General features: G+C 70.2%; 13 protein-coding genes and 1 pseudogene. 13 read left to right on the forward strand and 1 reads right to left on the reverse strand.

Annotation, left to right across the window (positions count from 1 at the left end):
* Positions 1-83: 83 nt before the first annotated feature.
* The 6 genes from ABZ749_RS11265 (at position 84) to mltG (ending at position 6,128) form a co-directional block, all read left to right on the forward strand.
* Complete coding sequence (locus tag ABZ749_RS11265; protein ID WP_357226111.1) at positions 84-779, forward strand: hypothetical protein; 696 nt, start codon at positions 84-86, stop codon at positions 777-779.
* Positions 780-928: 149 nt separating this feature from the next.
* On the forward strand, positions 929-1,393 hold the full coding sequence (locus ABZ749_RS11270) for a DUF948 domain-containing protein (RefSeq protein WP_124823092.1): 465 nt from the start codon (positions 929-931) through the stop codon (positions 1,391-1,393).
* A gap of 30 nt (positions 1,394-1,423) precedes the next feature.
* Positions 1,424-1,729 (forward strand): hypothetical protein, encoded by a 306-nt coding sequence (locus ABZ749_RS11275; protein WP_091401860.1) that lies wholly within the window; start codon positions 1,424-1,426, stop codon positions 1,727-1,729.
* Positions 1,726-4,404: an alanine--tRNA ligase gene (alaS, locus tag ABZ749_RS11280; RefSeq protein WP_357226080.1), complete on the forward strand. Its 2,679-nt coding sequence runs from the start codon at positions 1,726-1,728 to the stop codon at positions 4,402-4,404. Before ABZ749_RS11275 ends, alaS begins: the two co-directional genes overlap by 4 nt.
* A gap of 72 nt (positions 4,405-4,476) precedes the next feature.
* The gene (gene ruvX, locus ABZ749_RS11285) at positions 4,477-4,935 is read left to right on the forward strand and encodes a Holliday junction resolvase RuvX (protein WP_184184558.1); all 459 of its coding nucleotides are present in this window, start codon (positions 4,477-4,479) and stop codon (positions 4,933-4,935) included.
* Complete coding sequence (gene mltG, locus ABZ749_RS11290) at positions 4,935-6,128, forward strand: endolytic transglycosylase MltG (protein WP_357226083.1); 1,194 nt, start codon at positions 4,935-4,937, stop codon at positions 6,126-6,128. Before ruvX ends, mltG begins: the two co-directional genes overlap by 1 nt.
* A 112-nt stretch (positions 6,129-6,240) precedes the next feature.
* Here the strand turns inward: mltG and ABZ749_RS11295 are convergent, their stop codons facing one another.
* Positions 6,241-6,672 (reverse strand): peptidoglycan-binding protein, encoded by a 432-nt coding sequence (locus ABZ749_RS11295; RefSeq protein ID WP_355009217.1) that lies wholly within the window; start codon positions 6,670-6,672, stop codon positions 6,241-6,243.
* Between the two features lie 264 nt (positions 6,673-6,936).
* On the opposite strand from ABZ749_RS11295, the gene ABZ749_RS11300 reads away from it, so the two are divergent.
* From ABZ749_RS11300 to ABZ749_RS11330, 7 genes and pseudogenes are all read left to right on the forward strand, one after another.
* The gene (locus ABZ749_RS11300; protein WP_357226089.1) at positions 6,937-7,767 is read left to right on the forward strand and encodes a shikimate dehydrogenase; all 831 of its coding nucleotides are present in this window, start codon (positions 6,937-6,939) and stop codon (positions 7,765-7,767) included.
* A 250-nt stretch (positions 7,768-8,017) separates the two neighbouring features.
* Positions 8,018-9,724, forward strand: coding sequence for a glycoside hydrolase (locus ABZ749_RS11305; RefSeq protein ID WP_357226093.1), 1,707 nt, complete (start codon positions 8,018-8,020; stop codon positions 9,722-9,724).
* 221 nt (positions 9,725-9,945) lie between these two features.
* Positions 9,946-11,883 carry a hypothetical protein gene (locus tag ABZ749_RS11310; RefSeq protein WP_357226098.1) on the forward strand — a complete coding sequence of 646 codons (1,938 nt, stop codon included), beginning with the start codon at positions 9,946-9,948 and terminating at the stop codon, positions 11,881-11,883.
* Between the two features lie 132 nt (positions 11,884-12,015).
* Positions 12,016-12,531 carry a DapH/DapD/GlmU-related protein gene (locus tag ABZ749_RS11315; RefSeq protein ID WP_355009213.1) on the forward strand — a complete coding sequence of 172 codons (516 nt, stop codon included), beginning with the start codon at positions 12,016-12,018 and terminating at the stop codon, positions 12,529-12,531.
* A complete protein-coding gene (locus tag ABZ749_RS11320) occupies positions 12,524-14,122 on the forward strand; it encodes a lipopolysaccharide biosynthesis protein (protein WP_357226102.1) in 1,599 nt (532 codons plus the stop codon). Before ABZ749_RS11315 ends, ABZ749_RS11320 begins: the two co-directional genes overlap by 8 nt.
* Before the next feature lie 68 nt (positions 14,123-14,190).
* A complete protein-coding gene (locus ABZ749_RS11325; RefSeq protein WP_357226108.1) occupies positions 14,191-15,483 on the forward strand; it encodes an O-antigen ligase family protein in 1,293 nt (430 codons plus the stop codon).
* Positions 15,480-15,923 (forward strand): annotated as a pseudogene (locus ABZ749_RS11330) (lipopolysaccharide biosynthesis protein); the annotation flags it as partial. The gene ABZ749_RS11325 and the pseudogene ABZ749_RS11330, both read left to right, overlap by 4 nt.
* Positions 15,924-16,045: the final 122 nt, after the last annotated feature.

Below are 16,045 nucleotides of genomic sequence, written 5' to 3' on the forward strand. Positions count from 1 at the left end.
GCGCGGGCCGTCCCCGGCGAGCGGTGACAGCGGTGCTGTGAGCCGACCCGGTTGTCACAGCGGGACCCTCCGACGGGCCGGCGCTGCGCTCGGCCGGTCAGGACGCGCCGGACGACGACGCCGCACCGGGTGCCCGTTCCGAGGAACGCCGGCAGACCCGTGAACGACGTCGCCTGCGCGCGGCGGTGTTGGTGCTGGTCAGCGTCGTGCTGCTCGGCGCGGTGCCGCTCTTCTTCGGGCTCCGGACGCTGAGCCGTGACCCGGTCTTCGACAACCTGGACCAGCTCGGCGTGCCCGGCTGGGCGGCCGCGAAGACGGTCGACGACGTCAGCGGCAGCCGCTGGTGCCTGCTCGACTGCCGGCTGCGTGAGCGCACCGTGACCTCGGAGAAGGCGCCCAAGGAGACGGCGCAGGTCTACGAGGACGCGCTGCGGCGGGACGGGTGGCAGCCGTGGAAGGTGAGTCGCTGCCCGGAGCAGGAGACGAAGGGCAGCTACACCTGCTGGCGTCGCGACGAGTTGACCCTCGACCTGTGGGTACGCGAGCCGACCTGTGTGCCGCCGCCGGTGGACGGCGAGCCGGCGACCGTGCCGTCCGGCGACCCGTCGGCCGCTGCGACCGAGTGCACCGGCTCGTTGGTGTCGGTGAAGGTGCGCAATGCGATCGACGACGAGCGGACCAGGCCGCAGCCGACCACCGACCCGTCACTGACCGGTGAGGATCCGTTCCCGACGGTCAGTGCGGATCCGCTGGGTGAGCTGACACCCTCACCGTCCTGAGCCGGTCTCCATCACGGACGGTAGGGTCTGGGGCTGGCGGGCACGCCCGCTACCGGTGAGCGCCGACGGCTCGGCGGCCGGTACGGGTGGCATGGTTGTGCGTTCCGGGGACGTCGGGTCCTGCGGAACTCTGCTTGAGGAGGACAGGCGTGGGCGACATTGGAGCGATAGCGGCGCTGATCGCGGCATCCGCGTTCGCGGTGCTGGTGCTCATCCTGACGCTGCCCATCCTGCGGCTGCGGCACACGGTTGACGCCACCACCCGCATGATCAACGACCTGAATGATCGGACCGCACCGCTGCTCGGTGACGTGAACACCACTGTGAAGAACGTCAACACCGCGCTGGAGCAGGTGCAGATCTCGCTCGACGGTGTGAACCTCCAGCTGGCGAAGGTCGACACCATGACCAGTCACGCGCAGAACGTCACCGCCAACGTCGCCAATCTGGCCACCGTGGTCTCCGCCGCGGCCGCCAACCCCCTGGTGAAGGTGGCCGCGTTCGGCTACGGCGTGCGGAAGGCCGCCGCCGGCCGCCGGCACGCCGAGACCGAGCGCGAGGTACGCGACACCATCAAGCAGCAGCGGCGGGCCGCGCGACGCGGCAACAGCTGACCGGCCCGGCGCACCAGGAGGTAGCGGGACATGAGGCGCTTGTTCTGGCTCGGCATCGGGGTGGCCGTCGGGGTGATCGTGGTACGCAAGGCGACCCGGACCGCGCAGGCGTACACGCCGGCGGGCATCGCCAGCTCGTTGACGGAATCCGCTGGCGGGCTCGTCGAGTCGCTGCGTAGTTTCGTGGAGGACGTCCGGGTCGGGATGGCCGAACGCGAGCAGGAGATCCACCACGCGTTCGCCCAGGGCGAGGCGTTCGACGACAAGTTCGCCGACCTGCGGGAAGACCCGCGGATCGGCGATCGAGAAATCTTTCCGGAGGAACACCAGCGATGAAGACGGCGGAGATCAAGCGGCGGTACCTCGCGCATTTCGAGGCGAATGGGCACGCCGTGGTGCCGTCCGCTCCGCTGCCCGCCATCAGCGATCCGAACCTGCTGTTCGTCAATGCCGGCATGGTGCAGTTCGTGCCGTACTTCCTGGGTCAGCAGACGCCCGCGTACCAGCGGGCGGTGAGTGTGCAGAAGTGCATTCGTACGCCGGACATCGACGAGGTCGGTAAGACGAGCCGGCACGGCACGTTCTTCCAGATGAACGGCAACTTCTCCTTCGGTGACTATTTCAAGGCCGGTGCGATTCCGCTGGCGTGGGAGTTGTCCACGAAGCCGATCGCCGAGGGTGGGTACGGGCTGGATCCGGAGCGGATCTGGCCGACGATCTACCTCGACGACGACGAGGCGTACGAGATCTGGCGGTCGGTGGGTGTGCCGGCAGAGCGGATCGTGCGTCGGGGCAAGGCGGACAACTTCTGGTCGATGGGCATTCCCGGGCCGTGTGGTCCGTCGTCGGAGCTGTTCTACGACCGGGGCCCGGAGTATGGGCGTGAGGGTGGTCCGGCGGTCGACGAGGACCGGTACATGGAGTACTGGAACCTCGTGTTCATGCAGTTCGAGCGGGGGCCGGGCACCAACAAGGAGGACTACCCGATCCTGGGTGACCTGCCGGCGAAGAACATCGACACGGGCATGGGCCTGGAGCGGATGGCGTCGATCCTGCAGGGTGTGGACAACCTGTACGAGATCGACGAGGTCCGGCCGATCCTGGCGCGGGCGGCCGAGCTGACCGGGAAGCGGTACGGGGCGCACTCGGGGCACGTGGCGAGTGAGTCGCACCCGGACGACGTGCGGTTGCGGGTGATCGCGGATCACGTGCGTACGGCGTTGATGCTGATCGGTGACGGGGTGACCCCGTCGAACGAGGGTCGCGGGTACGTGCTGCGGCGGATCATGCGTCGGGCGATCCGGTCGATCCGGTTGCTGGGGTGGCAGGAGCGGGCGCTGCCCGAGCTGCTGCCGGTGGCGCGGGACTGCATGGCGCCGTCGTACCCGGAGTTGGCGAGTGACTTCGACCGGATCGCGGACTACGCGTACGCGGAGGAGGAGGCGTTCCTGTCCACGCTGCGGGCGGGAACGACGATCCTGGACACCGCGATCGCGGAGACCCGCACGGCGGGCGGCTCGGCGTTGTCCGGGGCGAAGGCGTTCCAGTTGCACGACACGTACGGCTTCCCGATCGATCTGACCCTGGAGATCGCCGCGGAGCAGGGCCTCAGCGTCGACGACGAGGGGTTCCGGCGGCTGATGGCCGACCAGCGGACCCGGGCGAAGGCCGACGCGCAGGCCCGCAAGACGGGGCACGTCGACCTGTCGGCGTACCGGTCGGTGCTCGACGCGGGTGGTCCGGTGACGTTCACCGGGTACGGCGAGGTGTCCCGCGAGTCGACGGTGCGGGCGCTGCTCGGCGCCGACGGCCCGCGTCAGGCGGCGACCGAGGGCGACACCATCGAGCTGGTGCTGGACACCACCCCGTTCTACGCCGAGGGCGGTGGGCAGCAGCCCGACCAGGGCATGATCACGGTTGGTGGCGGGCAGGTCGAGGTGCTCGACGTGCAGCAGCCGGTGCCCGGTCTGATCGTGCACCGCGCTCGGGTGATCCGGGGCGAGGTACGCGCCGGTGAGGCCGGTTTCGCCGAGATCGACACGACGCGGCGTCGGGCGATCTCCCGGTCGCACACCGCCACGCACCTGGTGCACCAGACAATGCGCAACTTCCTCGGAGAGTCGGCCACGCAGGCCGGGTCGCTGAATGCCCCCGGTCGGCTCCGGTTCGACTTCAACACCCCGACCGGGGTGTCGCCGAGCGTCCTTCGTGACGTGGAGCAGCAGGTCAACGAGGTGCTGCTGGCCGACCTGGAGGTGCACGCCTTCATCACCTCGTTGGAGGAGGCGCGGCGCATCGGCGCGATGGCGCTCTTCGGCGAGAAGTACGGCGAGGAGGTGCGGGTCGTCGAGGTGGGTGACTACGCCCGGGAGCTGTGCGGCGGCACGCACGTGGCCCGCTCGGCCCAACTCGGCCTCGTGAAGATCCTCTCCGAGTCGTCGATCGGCTCCGGTGTCCGCCGGGTGGAGGCGCTGGTCGGCATGGACGCCTTCAGCTTCCTGGCCAAGGAGCACCTGCTGGTCTCCCGGTTGGCCGAGCTGTACCGGGTGCCCAACGATCAGGTCGCCGACCGGGTGGAGCAGACCGTCACCCAGCTTCGGGACGCCGAGAAGGAGCTGGAGAAGCTGCGCGCCCAGTTGGTGCTGGGTGGCGCGGCGGCGCTCGCGGCGCAGGCCAAGGACGTGCGCGGGGTCGCGTACGTGGGCACGGAGGCGCCGGAGGGCGCGGCCGGCAACGATGTGCGCACCCTGGCCCAGGAGATCCGCGGCAAGATCGACCCGGCGCGGCCGGCGGTCGTCGCGGTGGCGGCGCGGTCGAACGGCAAGGCGTCCCTGGTGGTCGCGGTCAACGCGGCGGCGCGCAGCCGGGGCCTGGCCGCGTCGGATCTGGTGAAGGCGGCGTTCTCCGGGCGCGGCGGTGGCAGCCCCGATCTGGCCCAGGGCGGCGGTCTGCCCGCGGCTGAGGCGCCGAACCTGCTGCTCACCGTCGAGAAGGCGATTACTGAAGCGTGACGGATCATCACTGTGAGTCAGGGCGGGCCGATTGGTCCGCCCTGGTTCGTACCCGGTCGGTGGTGACCGTCGGTGGCTGAGCTGACGCGCGGTGTGCGGATCGGTGTGGATGTCGGTCAGGTGCGGGTGGGCATCTCCCGCTCGGATCCGGACGGGATCTTGGCAACGCCGCTGGTCACGCTGGCCCGCGACCTCACGGCGGCGCCGGACGCGGTGCCGAGCGACCTCGCCGAGTTGGCCGCGTTGGTGGCCGAGCACGAGGCCGTCGGGGTTGTCGTCGGTCTTCCGGTCAATCTCGCCGGCAAGCATGGTCCTGCGGCTGTCCATGTGAAGGCGTACGCTGACCGACTGGTCGATGTGATAGCGCCTGTCCCGGTAACGCTCACTGACGAGAGGATGTCGACCGTGGTCGCTTCTCGTAGGCTTGCCGAGCGTGGCGTCCGAGGTAAACGTCAACGTGCGGTTGTCGATCAGGCGGCCGCGGTGGAGATCCTGCAGAGCTGGCTGGACGCGCAGCGGAGGCGGACGTAATGATCGACGATCTGGATCTTGGGTTCGACGATGCGGAGCGGGGGGAGAAGGGTCGGCACCGGCGCGGCTTCCGCAAGCGCAAGAGCGGGTCCGGCGGCGGTCGGGGCAAGACGTTCCTGGCTCTGCTGATGGCCCTGCTCCTGTTGGGCGGCATCGGCGGTGGCGCGTTCTACGGCTTCGACCGTATCCAGAACTACTTCGTCACCCCCGACTACGACGGCAGCGGGGCCGGTGAGATCACCGTCGAGATCAAGAGCGGCGCGCTGCTCGCCGACATGGCCGACGCCCTCGTGGCGGCCGACGTGGTCAAGAGCCAGAAGGCGTTCATCGAGGCGGCCGAGGCCAACTCGCGCAGCAAGAACATCCAGCCGGGCACGTACAAGCTGCGCAAGCAGATGAGCGGCGCGAACGCCGTGACCGCGATGCTCGACCTGAAGAACAAGATCGTCAACGGGTTGACCATCCCCGAGGGCCGCACCAGCTTCAACATCTACAAGCTGCTCTCCGAGAAGACCAAGATCCCGGTCAAGGACTTCCAGGCCGCCGCGAAGGACCCGGAGGGGCTCGGCGTCCCGGACTGGTGGTACACGCGCGGTGACGGCAAGAAGAGCGTCAAGTCCATCGAGGGTTTCCTCTTCCCGGACACCTACGAGATCCCGCCGAAGTCCACCGCCGAGAGCATCCTCAAGCTGATGGTGAACCGCTTCCTCTCGGTGACCGGTGAGATGAAATTCGCCGACCGGGTGCAGGAGGAACGCAAGGTCAGCCCGTACGAGGCGTTGATCGTGGCCTCGCTGGCCCAGGCCGAGGCGGGCAACAAGGACGACCTCGGGAAGGTCGCCCGGGTGGCCTACAACCGGGCGTACGGCGAGTTCCCGTGCAACTGCCTGGAGATGGACGTCACCGTCAACTACTACCTGGAGTCGATCGGTAAGCCGACCAAGTCGTCCAAGCAGATGACGGCGGCCGAGCTGGACGACCCGAAGAACCCGTACAACCGCAAGCTGAGGGGCATGATCCCCACCCCGATCAACAACCCGGGCAAGCAGGCGCTGGAAGGCGCGATGGACACGCCGACCGGCAAGTGGCTCTACTTTGTGGCCATCGACAGGGAAGGCCACTCGGAGTTCGCCGAGACGTACGAGCAGCACCAGCGCAATGAGAACAAGGCTCGGGAGGCCGGCATCATCTGACCGGCCGAATCATGCCGTAACGGCTCCCTTCCCATTGCGACCGCAATTGTGGTCGTCGCCGGGAAGGGAGCCGTTACGTTGTCAGTCCTGACGCGCAATTACTGCGTCATTGTCAGTGACTCGTGCCGGTCCACGTGCCGGTGCGCGGGTTGAGGAACGTCCACACGCCATTGCTGTTCTGCTTGCGCAGACCGAACGTGCGGTTGTAGCCGTAGTAGAAGTAGCCGGTCTGGGTGCTCGTGTCGAACCCGGTGTTGCGGTTGACAGCGCCGTACGCCTTGCCCCAGGTCTGCGGCCCGACGGAGCCGTCGATGCCGATGTTCATCACGTCCTGCCAGGTCCTGGTCTTGGCAGCGGTGTTGGAGCCGAACTCCCCGTCGATGAAGCTGGTGCCGACGGTGCCGCTCAGGTCGTCGGCCCAGACGATGGCCTGCCAGAGCCGCACGATGTTGCCCGATCGCACGCAGGAGCTGGAATTGCACAGCTGGTGGTTGTCCGACCAGCTGCCCGCTGCGGCGTCCGCCTTGGCGGGCGCGCCGATCATCAGCGAAAGGCTGAAGGCTGCGGCAATTGCGACCAGGGCACGCAGAATGCGTTTGTTCAAGGTTCCCCCCATTTTCAGATCGGTCGTACCGTCGCCGAAATGCTTTCACTCCCATCGATGAGCGTCAAGCGCTGGCCGCCCCGGGCGTGGTCCTCGACAGTGGGTCTCCGGTGGCTCGATCTGCCTGCTGGGTAGGGTCGATCCGAGGGTCCGTGAGGACGGAGACGTGATGCGGAACACGACAGCAGCGCAGGGTGGTGCGGGGTGACCGAGGCGAGCCGTAGGGCCGCGGTGCTGGGCAAGCCGATCGCGCACTCCCTCTCCCCGGTGATCCACACCGCGGGTTACGTCGCCGCCGGGCTGACCGGCTGGTCGTACACCCGGATCGAATGCGCGGCCGCGGAGCTGCCGGATCTGGTCGCCGGCCTGGGCCCGGAGTGGGCCGGGCTGTCGGTGACCATGCCGGGCAAGGAGGCGGCGCTCGCCGTGGCCGACGCCGCGTCGCCGGTCGCCGCCGCCGTCGGTGCGGCCAACACGTTGGTACGCCGTCCGGACGGCTCCTGGTACGCGGACAACACCGACGTCGCTGGCATGGTGCGGGTGCTCACCGACGCCGGTGTGACAGCCGGTGCCGCCGTGACGGTGCTCGGCGCCGGCGGGACGGCCCGCGCCGCGCTCGCCGCCGCCGCGCAACTGGCCTGCTCGTCGGTGACGGTGGTGGCCCGCCGACCCGAGGCGGTCGACGAGTTGCGCCCGGTGGCGGACGCGGTGGGTGTCGCGCTGACACCCGCTTCGTGGGCCGACGCGCCCCGGCGGCTCGGCACCGCCGACGTGGTCGTCTCCACGGTGCCGAAGGGGGTGGCCGACCCGCTGGCCGGCGCGGTGGCCTGGCGGCCGGGCGCGGTGTTCTTCGACGCGCTCTACGACCCGTGGCCGACGCCGTTGGCGACGGCCGCCGACGCGGCCGGTTGCCGGATCGTCTCTGGTCTGGATCTGCTGCTGGCCCAGGCGGTCGGGCAGTTCGAACAGTTCACCGGCGTGACCGCGCCGACGGCGGCGATGGCCGCCGCGCTGACTGCCGCTCGCGCCGGCTGACGGACCGAACAGGCAGCCGCACCGTCCTGGAGGCCGGCGGCTTTCCACGGGTTCCGTTGACTGCGCGCGTGCTCCACGGGCAAGGTGTGTGGCGGGCTTCAGTCGCGCCCCTGGCCAGAGGCCCTGATTTCCCCGAGGCGGTTCCTTAGCTGACGGTTAAGACGCGCTTACGGAAAACTGTCCTACCTGCCACATGTCCTGGTCATCGATACGCTGCTCACCGTTACGGACGCAGACACAGGGAGTTTCCTTGACCAGGCACGGACTGCACCGCATCACCCGGTTCCACTCCGGGCCCCGGCGTAAGGCGATTGCCATCGGCGTGGTCGGCGGTTCGGTGGTGGCCGGCATCGTGGCGACGATGATGCCGCTGCTCGCCAGCGACGACCTGTCGATCCGGGCGGCGGCCGACACCACCGCCACCGCGGTGTCGCAGGACGGTGACAACGCGGCCAAGTCGACGCTGGCCACCTGCGCGACGCGCTGCGACGGCAACCCGCGCGGTGGCCGCGAGGCGGTCATCGAGTTCGCGGTGACCACGGTGCCGTCCACCGCGGTCAACATCCGGGCGACCCTGCGGGTGCACGCCTGGCAGCAGTTCCCCGCCACGGTGACGGCGCACGCCTCGCCGCTGAGCGCCCGCGAGTCGCGGCCGCCGCTGACGTCGGCCGGTGCCGCACTGGACAGCGTGACCAGCGTGTCCAAGGGCTTCAACGAGTGGGACGTCTCCAAACTGGTCACCGGCAACGGCACCTGGACGGTCTCGTTGGCGCAGAGCGGCCTGGAGAGCCGGATCTACTGGGCGTCGGTCGAGAACCGCAACCCGGACCTGCGACCCAGCCTGCTGATCAGCTACGACCTCGGGTCCCGGCCGTCGCCGGTGACGCCCACCCGGCCGGCACCGCCGCCGTCGCCGAGCGCGTCGCCGACCTCCGCCTCGCCGAAGCCGTCGCCGACCATCGCCCCGACCCGGACGGCGACCCCGAGCGCCAGCGGCACCGTTCCGTCCGGCAAGTGTGGTTCCGTCTCGGACAAGCTCGTCCCGTCCTGTGGCGCCTGGTGGGGCATGTACTCGCCCGCCGGTGCAGCCGGCGGCTGGGACCACGGCAAGGCCGTCACCGATGTGGAGACTCAGGTCGGGCGCAAGTTCGACATCGTGCACCGCTACCACGACTTCTCCAACGCCGGCAGTAACGGCGCCTTCCCCGACATGTACGAGCAGCAGCAGATGCGCGAGGGCCGGCTGATGTTCTTCGCCTGGGAGTCCCGGGACTTCTCGGCCGGCACCACACTGAAGTGGTCGGACGTCTACGGCGGCAAGCAGGACGGCACCATCGACGCGGTCGCGGGTCGGATCAAGGCCGCCGGTGTGCCGGTCTTCATCGGTTTCGACCACGAGCCGGAGGACGAGCCGAACAAGGGCAGCGACGCCGATTTCGTCCGGGCCTGGCGCTACGTCCACGAGCGGTTCGCCAGCGCCGGTGCGACCAACGCGGTCTGGGTCTGGACGATGATGGGCTGGTCCGGGCACTACTCCCGGTACGCCGGCCTGTACCCGGGTGACCGGTACGTCGACTGGGTGGCCTACGACCCGTACAACTTCCACGTCTGCAACGGCAGCACGGTGTGGAAGAGCCCGAGCACGACGGTCGGTGGCTTCTACCGGTGGCTGGACGACAACGGCATCGGTGCCGGCAAGCCCCGGATGCTCGCCGAGTTCGGCACCAACTTCAACTCCGCCGACCTGGGCGCCAAGCAGCGCTGGTTCCAGGATTTCCCGGCGGCGCTGAAGGAGCACCCGAAGATCAAGGCGGCCATCTACTTCAACTCGGCCGGCATGACCAGCCGCACGTCGACCTGCGACATGACGATGAACCACGACGCCGCGGCGGTGGCCGGCTTCGCGAAGGCCGGCCAGGACCCCTACCTGCGGCAACCCACCGGAGGTAACCGCTGACGTTCGAAACGGGCTGACCGGACGACGTTCGCCGGGGGTCGCACAGCCGATCCTCCGGCGTTCTGTCGGCTTGCGGATTCATGCACCGCCCAATCGGCGGATTTTGTTTACCAGGCTGGACGAGGCACGCTACCTCGGGTTCTCATCCAATCTGGAGGCGCAGCGTGCCCAAACTCTCGCACTTGTGGCGTTTTGCAGGACGACGTCGTACTCGGGCGGGGATGGTCGCGTTGGCGATCATCGCCGCAGCTCTGGGCGTGCCCACGACCGCGTCGGCCGCTGTGGTACCGGTCCCGGCCACGGCGACTCTGGTGTCGGCGAACCCCGCCGACACGACCCCGCACGCCCGAGACGGTGAGACCCGTGCCTTCGCGCAGGTGGGCAACACGGTCTTCGTCGGCGGCAGCTTCACCCAAGTCCGGCAGACCGCGAGTTCCGCGTGGGTGACGCAGCGCTACCTCTTCGCGTACGACCGGACCACCGGCACCATGTCGACCACCTTCCTGCCGGTGCTCGACGGCGCGGTCAACACGCTCCTCGCCGGCCCCGGCGGCACGCTGATCGTCGGCGGCACCTTCAAGAACGTCAACGGCGTCTCCCGGAAGAACCTGGTGGCGCTCAACCCGTCGACCGGCGCGATCATCGACAGCTGGGTCGGGCGTTCCGACGGCGGCACCGTCCGTGACCTGGCGCTGCACGGCAACTGGCTGTATGTGGCCGGCGCGTTCAACTGGCTCAACGGCACCGCGCACGCCGGTCTGGGCCGGCTCAACGCGACCACCGGCGCGATCGACCCGAGCTTCAGCATCGACGCCACTGTGGGACGGCACGGCACCACGTCGTACGTCTGGACCATCGACGTCGCGCCGGACGGCGGCACCCTGGTCGTCGGCGGCAACTTCACGCTCGTCAACGACCTGCCGCGCAACCAGATGGCGTTGGTGGACGTCTCCGGGACTCCCACCCTGCTCGACTGGAGCACCGAGAAGTTCGCCCCGCCGTGCGCTTCGCCGACGACCTTCGTGCACTACGTGCAGGATGTGAAGTTCGGTGAGGACGGCAGCTGGTTCGTGGTCGGCACCAACGGCGGCGGCGGCTGGCCGACCGCGTACTGCGACGCCCTGGTTCGCTTCGAGACCGCCGCGCGGGGCAGCGGCCTGCTCGCGACCTGGGTCGACTTCACCGGCAACGACACCATCACCTCGGTCGAGGTCGCGGACAACGTCATCTACCTGGGCGGGCACTTCCGTTGGCTGAACAACCCGAACGCCAGCGACAACGCGGGTTCGGGCGCGATCGACCGGCTCGGCATCGCCGCCGTCACTCCGGCGACCGGCATGCCGGTGAACTGGAACCCGCGCCGTAGCGGCAGCGCCTCGATGCCGTCGGGCACCAGCAGCTGGGGTTCGTCGGTGCCAGTTCTCTGGCGCGGCTCGGACGGCCTCTACTTCGGGCACAACTCCGATGGCATGGGCGAGGAGTACCACGGCCGGCTCGGTATGTTCCCGCTCGCCGGCGGACGCACCTTCACCGCGAAGAACCCGCCGTCGGCCACCACCGGCAACCTCTACGTCGGCACCGCCTCGGGCACCGTGGCGAAGGTGCCGTTCAACGGCACCGAGCTGGGCACCGCGACCAGCGTCAGCCAGCCCACGTACACGGCGGCCGGCGCGACGTGGCGGGTGGACGACCGGATCTACTGGTCGCACACGGTGGCCGGCACGCCCACCGGCAGTCGGATCGACATCTCGCTCTTCAACGGGGGCGCGATCGGCTCGCCGTGGGAGGCGTCCGGCTACAACGACTGGTACAACCCGGCGTTGCTGACCGGTGCCTTCTTCCTCGACGGCCGGCTCTACTACACCCGTACCGGGGCCAACAACCTCTACTACCGGTACTTCGAGATCGACGGCAACTACCTCGGCGCCACCGAGTTCGCCCTGCCGACCACGGGCGTGACCTGGTCCACGGTGCGGGGCATGGCCTGGGTGGGCGGCCGGATCGTCTACGGCTCCACCGACGGCACTCTGCGGAGCGTGCCGTTCGACCCGACGGCCGCGCCGACGGCGGTGGTCAACGGCACCACGGCGACGGTCATCAGCAGCGCGACGCCCGAGTTGTCCTGGTCTACCCCATCGACATTCTTCTCCGTACAGTAAGGGTCAACCGTTCGTAACGGAGCATCGGTAGATTGTTCACGTTGGGCCGGTGGCGGGTACCCACCGCCGCCGGCCCGCGACGGTGGGGGAGGGTCGTTGCTCGGCGCCGGTGGCATCCGAACGAGACGCGCGGTGCGTCTGGTCTTCGCGGTCAAACGCGGCTGGTATCAGCTCCGTTACCGACGGTTGACGCTCGGTCGAGACGTGGAGATCCGTGGCCGGATCCGGTTGCGGCGCGGTGTGCGGGTCACCATCGGTGACCGCACCCGGTTGAACAAACTCGTCCGCTTCGCCGGTCCCGGCGAGGTACGCGTCGGCGCGGACTGTCTGCTCAATGCCACCTGGATCGGCACCTGGACGTCGGTGACAGTGGGGGACCGCTGCCTCCTGTCGGACTGCGAGCTGCTCGACAACGACTTCCACAACCTGCCCCCCGAGCAGCGGCACGCACCGCCCGGCCCGCTCACCCGTGCTCCGATCGTTCTCGAGGACAACGTCTGGGTCGGTGCGCACGCTTTGGTTCTGAAGGGCGTGCGGGTCGGCCGGGACAGCGTCGTCGGCGCGGCGACTGTGGTCCGCACGGACGTACCGCCCGGCGTCGTGGTCGTCGGCAATCCTCAACAGACGGTGAAGAAGTTCCATGACTGATGCAGCGCCCGCCCCCTGGCCCACGGACGGCCCGTCCTCCGGCACCTCGCGTGCCGTGACACTGACCGACCTGCTGCGGGTGCCGATGCACCGGTTGCGGTTGGTCGCGGCGGTCGCCATGGTCGGCCTGCTCGCCGCGCTCGGCTATGTGCTGCTGGTGCCAGCGGCGCTGTCCGCGAGCGCCGTGGTCGCGGTCCGGCCGGTCGTGACAGACGCCTTCACCCCCAGCGGCGCGGGCGCCGACCGCGCGGTCAACATGAACGTGGAGAGCGGCATCGCCACCGGCACCGAGGTGGTGCAGCAGCTCGCCGAATTCGCCGGCGGCGACCCGCGCGACATCCGTGACGCGCTCGAGGTCGAGGTGCCCACCGGTGGGCAGATCCTGCGCTTCACCTACCAGGCGCGCGAGGCGCACCAGGCCGTGCAGAGCGCCAACAGGGCCGCCGAGGCGTACCTGAGCGTGCGCCGGACCATGTACGAGCAGCAGCGCGCCGAGATGCTGCGCTCCTACGACGCCAGCATCACCAAGGTCGCCGCCCAGCAGACCGCGTTGCAGAAGCGGGCGAACACCGCCAAGGACAGCGCCGCCGGTGACGCGCTGGTGGCCGAACTGGCCGGGATCAACAACCAGCTCACCCAGCTCAACGCCGCCCGTACCGAGATCGCCGCGGTCGACGTCAACCCCGGGTGGGTCACCCAGACCGCCGAGAAGGCGCTGGTCACCTCCGCCGGGCACCGGCCGCTCTACCTGGTCGCCGGCCTGCTCGGAGGCGCGCTGGTCGGCATCGTCCTGGCGTACCTCTGGGAGTCGACCGACCGGCGGGTCCGCTCGGTCGCCGACGGCCGGGAGGCCTCCGGCCTGCCGCTGCTCGGCACGGTGCGCCGGCCGGCGTTCCGGGGCAGCCCGCGGGCGGTCGACGCGGACATCCGGTACGTGGCGATGGCGGTCGCCGAGCGGGTCCGGCAGCCGGCCCGGGTGGCTCTGGTCACCGCCCGGGAGGACGCCACCCCGCTCACCGCCGGGCTCGCCGTGGCGCTCGCCGTCGACGGCCGGGAGGTCTTCGTCGCCGACGACAGCGGACGGATCGAGCGGCTACGGGCCAGCGTCCTCGCCGACCGGGGGCGACTGCCCATCGACCCGTCCCGGCCGCTGGTGCCCAAACCCCGGCCGGCCGGCAGCACACCGGCCGCCGGTGCCACCACGGAGAGCACGCCCGCCCGTCGGCCCTCCCCGCACCCGCCCGGCGCCCGCCCGTCCACCGACCCCGACGCCACCCTGACGCTGCCGAGGGTGGCGTCCGCCCGCCCGGAGAACAGTCGCGTCGTCACCCCCGACGAGGTTGTCGTGGGTGTGGGCAGTGTCCGGTTCGGCACCTGGCGGCAGGGCGCGGACCACGGCCTGGTTCTGTTCAACGCCCCGCCGGCCGAGTCCGACGAGCGTGGCGTGGCCGTGGCCCGGCAGGGCAGCGCGGTGGTGGTCGTGGAGCGCGACCGCACCCGGCAGAGCGACCTGCGGCGCCTGGTGGAGCGGCTGCGCGCCGCCGGGGTCACCCCGCTGGGCTTCGTGCTCACCCGAAACGGCCGGGCCTGAGCGTGTCGGTGACCCGCGCCCCGGCGACCGAACCACCACCCGGAGGCGCTCCGCAGGAGCCCGCGCCGGTGCCGCCGTCCGCGCCGCCGCACCTGCCGCTCTGGCCGCTGTCGATGATGTTCGGCCTGGTGCCGCTCTGGTGGTTGCTCGGTGCGTTCTACCTCGGCTGGCCGCTGCTGGGCGCGCTGCTGCTCGCGTTGCTGCTGACCCGGGGGCGCGTGCCGCTGCCGCCGGCGGTCGGCATCTGGCTGCTCTTCCTCGCCATCGTGGTGGTGAGTGCCACCCAGTTGTCGTCGCCCGCCTCGCTGCTCACGTTCGCCCTGCGGCTGGCCTTCTACCTGACCGCGCTGGTGGTCGGCGTCTACGTCTACGCGGCCGCCCGGGAACGCGCCAGCCTGGTGGCGGTGCTCACCCCGCTCTGCGCGTTCTGGTTCGGGCTGGTGGCGCTGGGCTGGCTCGGGGTGCTCGTGCCCCGGCTGGCCATGACGACCCCGATGGAGATGCTGCTGCCCGGTGGGGTGGCCGGCACCCCGTTCATCCAGGACATGGTGCACCTCACCACCGCTGAATACAGCGCCCGTTCGCTCAACCCGATCTATCGGCCGGCCGCGCCGTTCGCGTACACCAACAACTACGGCAGCGCGTACGCGATGACCCTGCCCTGCGTGGTGGCCTTCGCGATGCTGCGCCGGCAGGGGCTGCTGCGCTGGGCGCTGCTGGCGTCGCTGCCGCTGTCGCTGGCGCCGGCGTTCCTCACCCTCAACCGGGCGATGTTCCTCAGCCTCGGCGCCGGGCTGGCGGTGCTCGGGGTGCGGGCCAGCCTGCGCGGCAACGTCCGGGTGGCCGCCTCCATCGTCGGGGTCGTGGTGATCGGCGGGTTGGCCACCCTGTTCATCCCGATCACCGAGCTGATCAGCAGGCGGGTCGACTCCAGCGACACGAACACCGACCGGCTCTCGCTCTACACCGAGGTGATCCGCCGGGTGCAGGAGTCGCCCTGGTTGGGCTACGGCGCTCCGGTGAACGTCGACACGGTGTCGGCGGCCGCGCCGATCGGCACCCAGGGGCAGTTGTGGATGGTGCTGTTCAGCCACGGCGTACCCGCGCTGATCTGCTTCCTGGCGTGGTTCGTCGCCGCGGCGGTGATCTGTGCGCGGGCGACGTCGGCGGCCGGGCAGTGGCTGGCGGTGGTGCCGGTGGTCTGCCTCGTGCAGGTCCCGTTCTACGGCATGGCGAACCAGAACCTGGCGGTCGCGTTCTTCGCCGTGGCCTTCGCGATGGCCCTGACCGAACGTGAACGGCTGACCCGGCTGGCCGGGTCGTCGCCGACGCCCGCGCGGACCGCGCCGGTGCCCGCGTGACCGCCGCGACCCGACCGTCGGCCGGTGCCGACGAGGGCCGGCCCACGTCCACTCCCGCCGAGGATCAGGCAACGCCGTCGCCTGCCGAGGACACCGGCTCGGCCGAGACCCGCCGCAGCGCGCGCAGCGGTGTGGCCGGGCTGCTCGGCGCGGCCACCAGTGGCCTGTTCGGGTTCGTGCTGGCGGTCGTGATCACCCGCGGCTACGGCCCGGCCGGCGCGGGAGCGTTCTTCGCCGCGATCGGGGTCGTCACAGTGGCCACCGCGATCTGCACGCTCGGCGCGGAGACCGGTCTGATGTGGGCTCTGCCCCGCCGCACCGCCGGCGTGCGCGGCGACGCCGCCCGGGTGCTCCCGGTGGCGCTGATCCCGCCGCTGTTGACCGGGCTGCTGGTCGCCGGCGCGGGCGTGCTGGCCGCCGACGCTCTCGCGCCCCGGCTGCTGCGCGGCTCCGGCGGCCACGGCGTAGATTGATGTCTGACCGTGCCCGAGTGACCGGAATGCGTAGCCCGACTGGTGGGCTGGACGGCCCCCCACCTTGGCAGCACGGGGCCCGGTCGTCG

The sequence above is a fragment of the Micromonospora sp. NPDC047753 genome (assembly GCF_040642735.1).
Lineage (GTDB): Bacteria > Actinomycetota > Actinomycetes > Mycobacteriales > Micromonosporaceae > Micromonospora.

Excerpts from the sequence above, each read along its gene's own strand:
- ABZ749_RS11295 (WP_355009217.1), bottom strand. The coding sequence starts at position 6,672 with ATGATCGGCGCGCCCGCCAAGGCGGACGCCGCAGCGGGCAGCTGGTCG.
- alaS (WP_357226080.1), top strand. The coding sequence starts at position 1,726 with ATGAAGACGGCGGAGATCAAGCGGCGGTACCTCGCGCATTTCGAGGCG.
- ABZ749_RS11320 (WP_357226102.1), top strand. The coding sequence starts at position 12,524 with ATGACTGATGCAGCGCCCGCCCCCTGGCCCACGGACGGCCCGTCCTCC.
- ABZ749_RS11275 (WP_091401860.1), top strand. The coding sequence starts at position 1,424 with ATGAGGCGCTTGTTCTGGCTCGGCATCGGGGTGGCCGTCGGGGTGATC.
- mltG (WP_357226083.1), top strand. The coding sequence starts at position 4,935 with ATGATCGACGATCTGGATCTTGGGTTCGACGATGCGGAGCGGGGGGAG.
- ABZ749_RS11310 (WP_357226098.1), top strand. The coding sequence starts at position 9,946 with ATGGTCGCGTTGGCGATCATCGCCGCAGCTCTGGGCGTGCCCACGACC.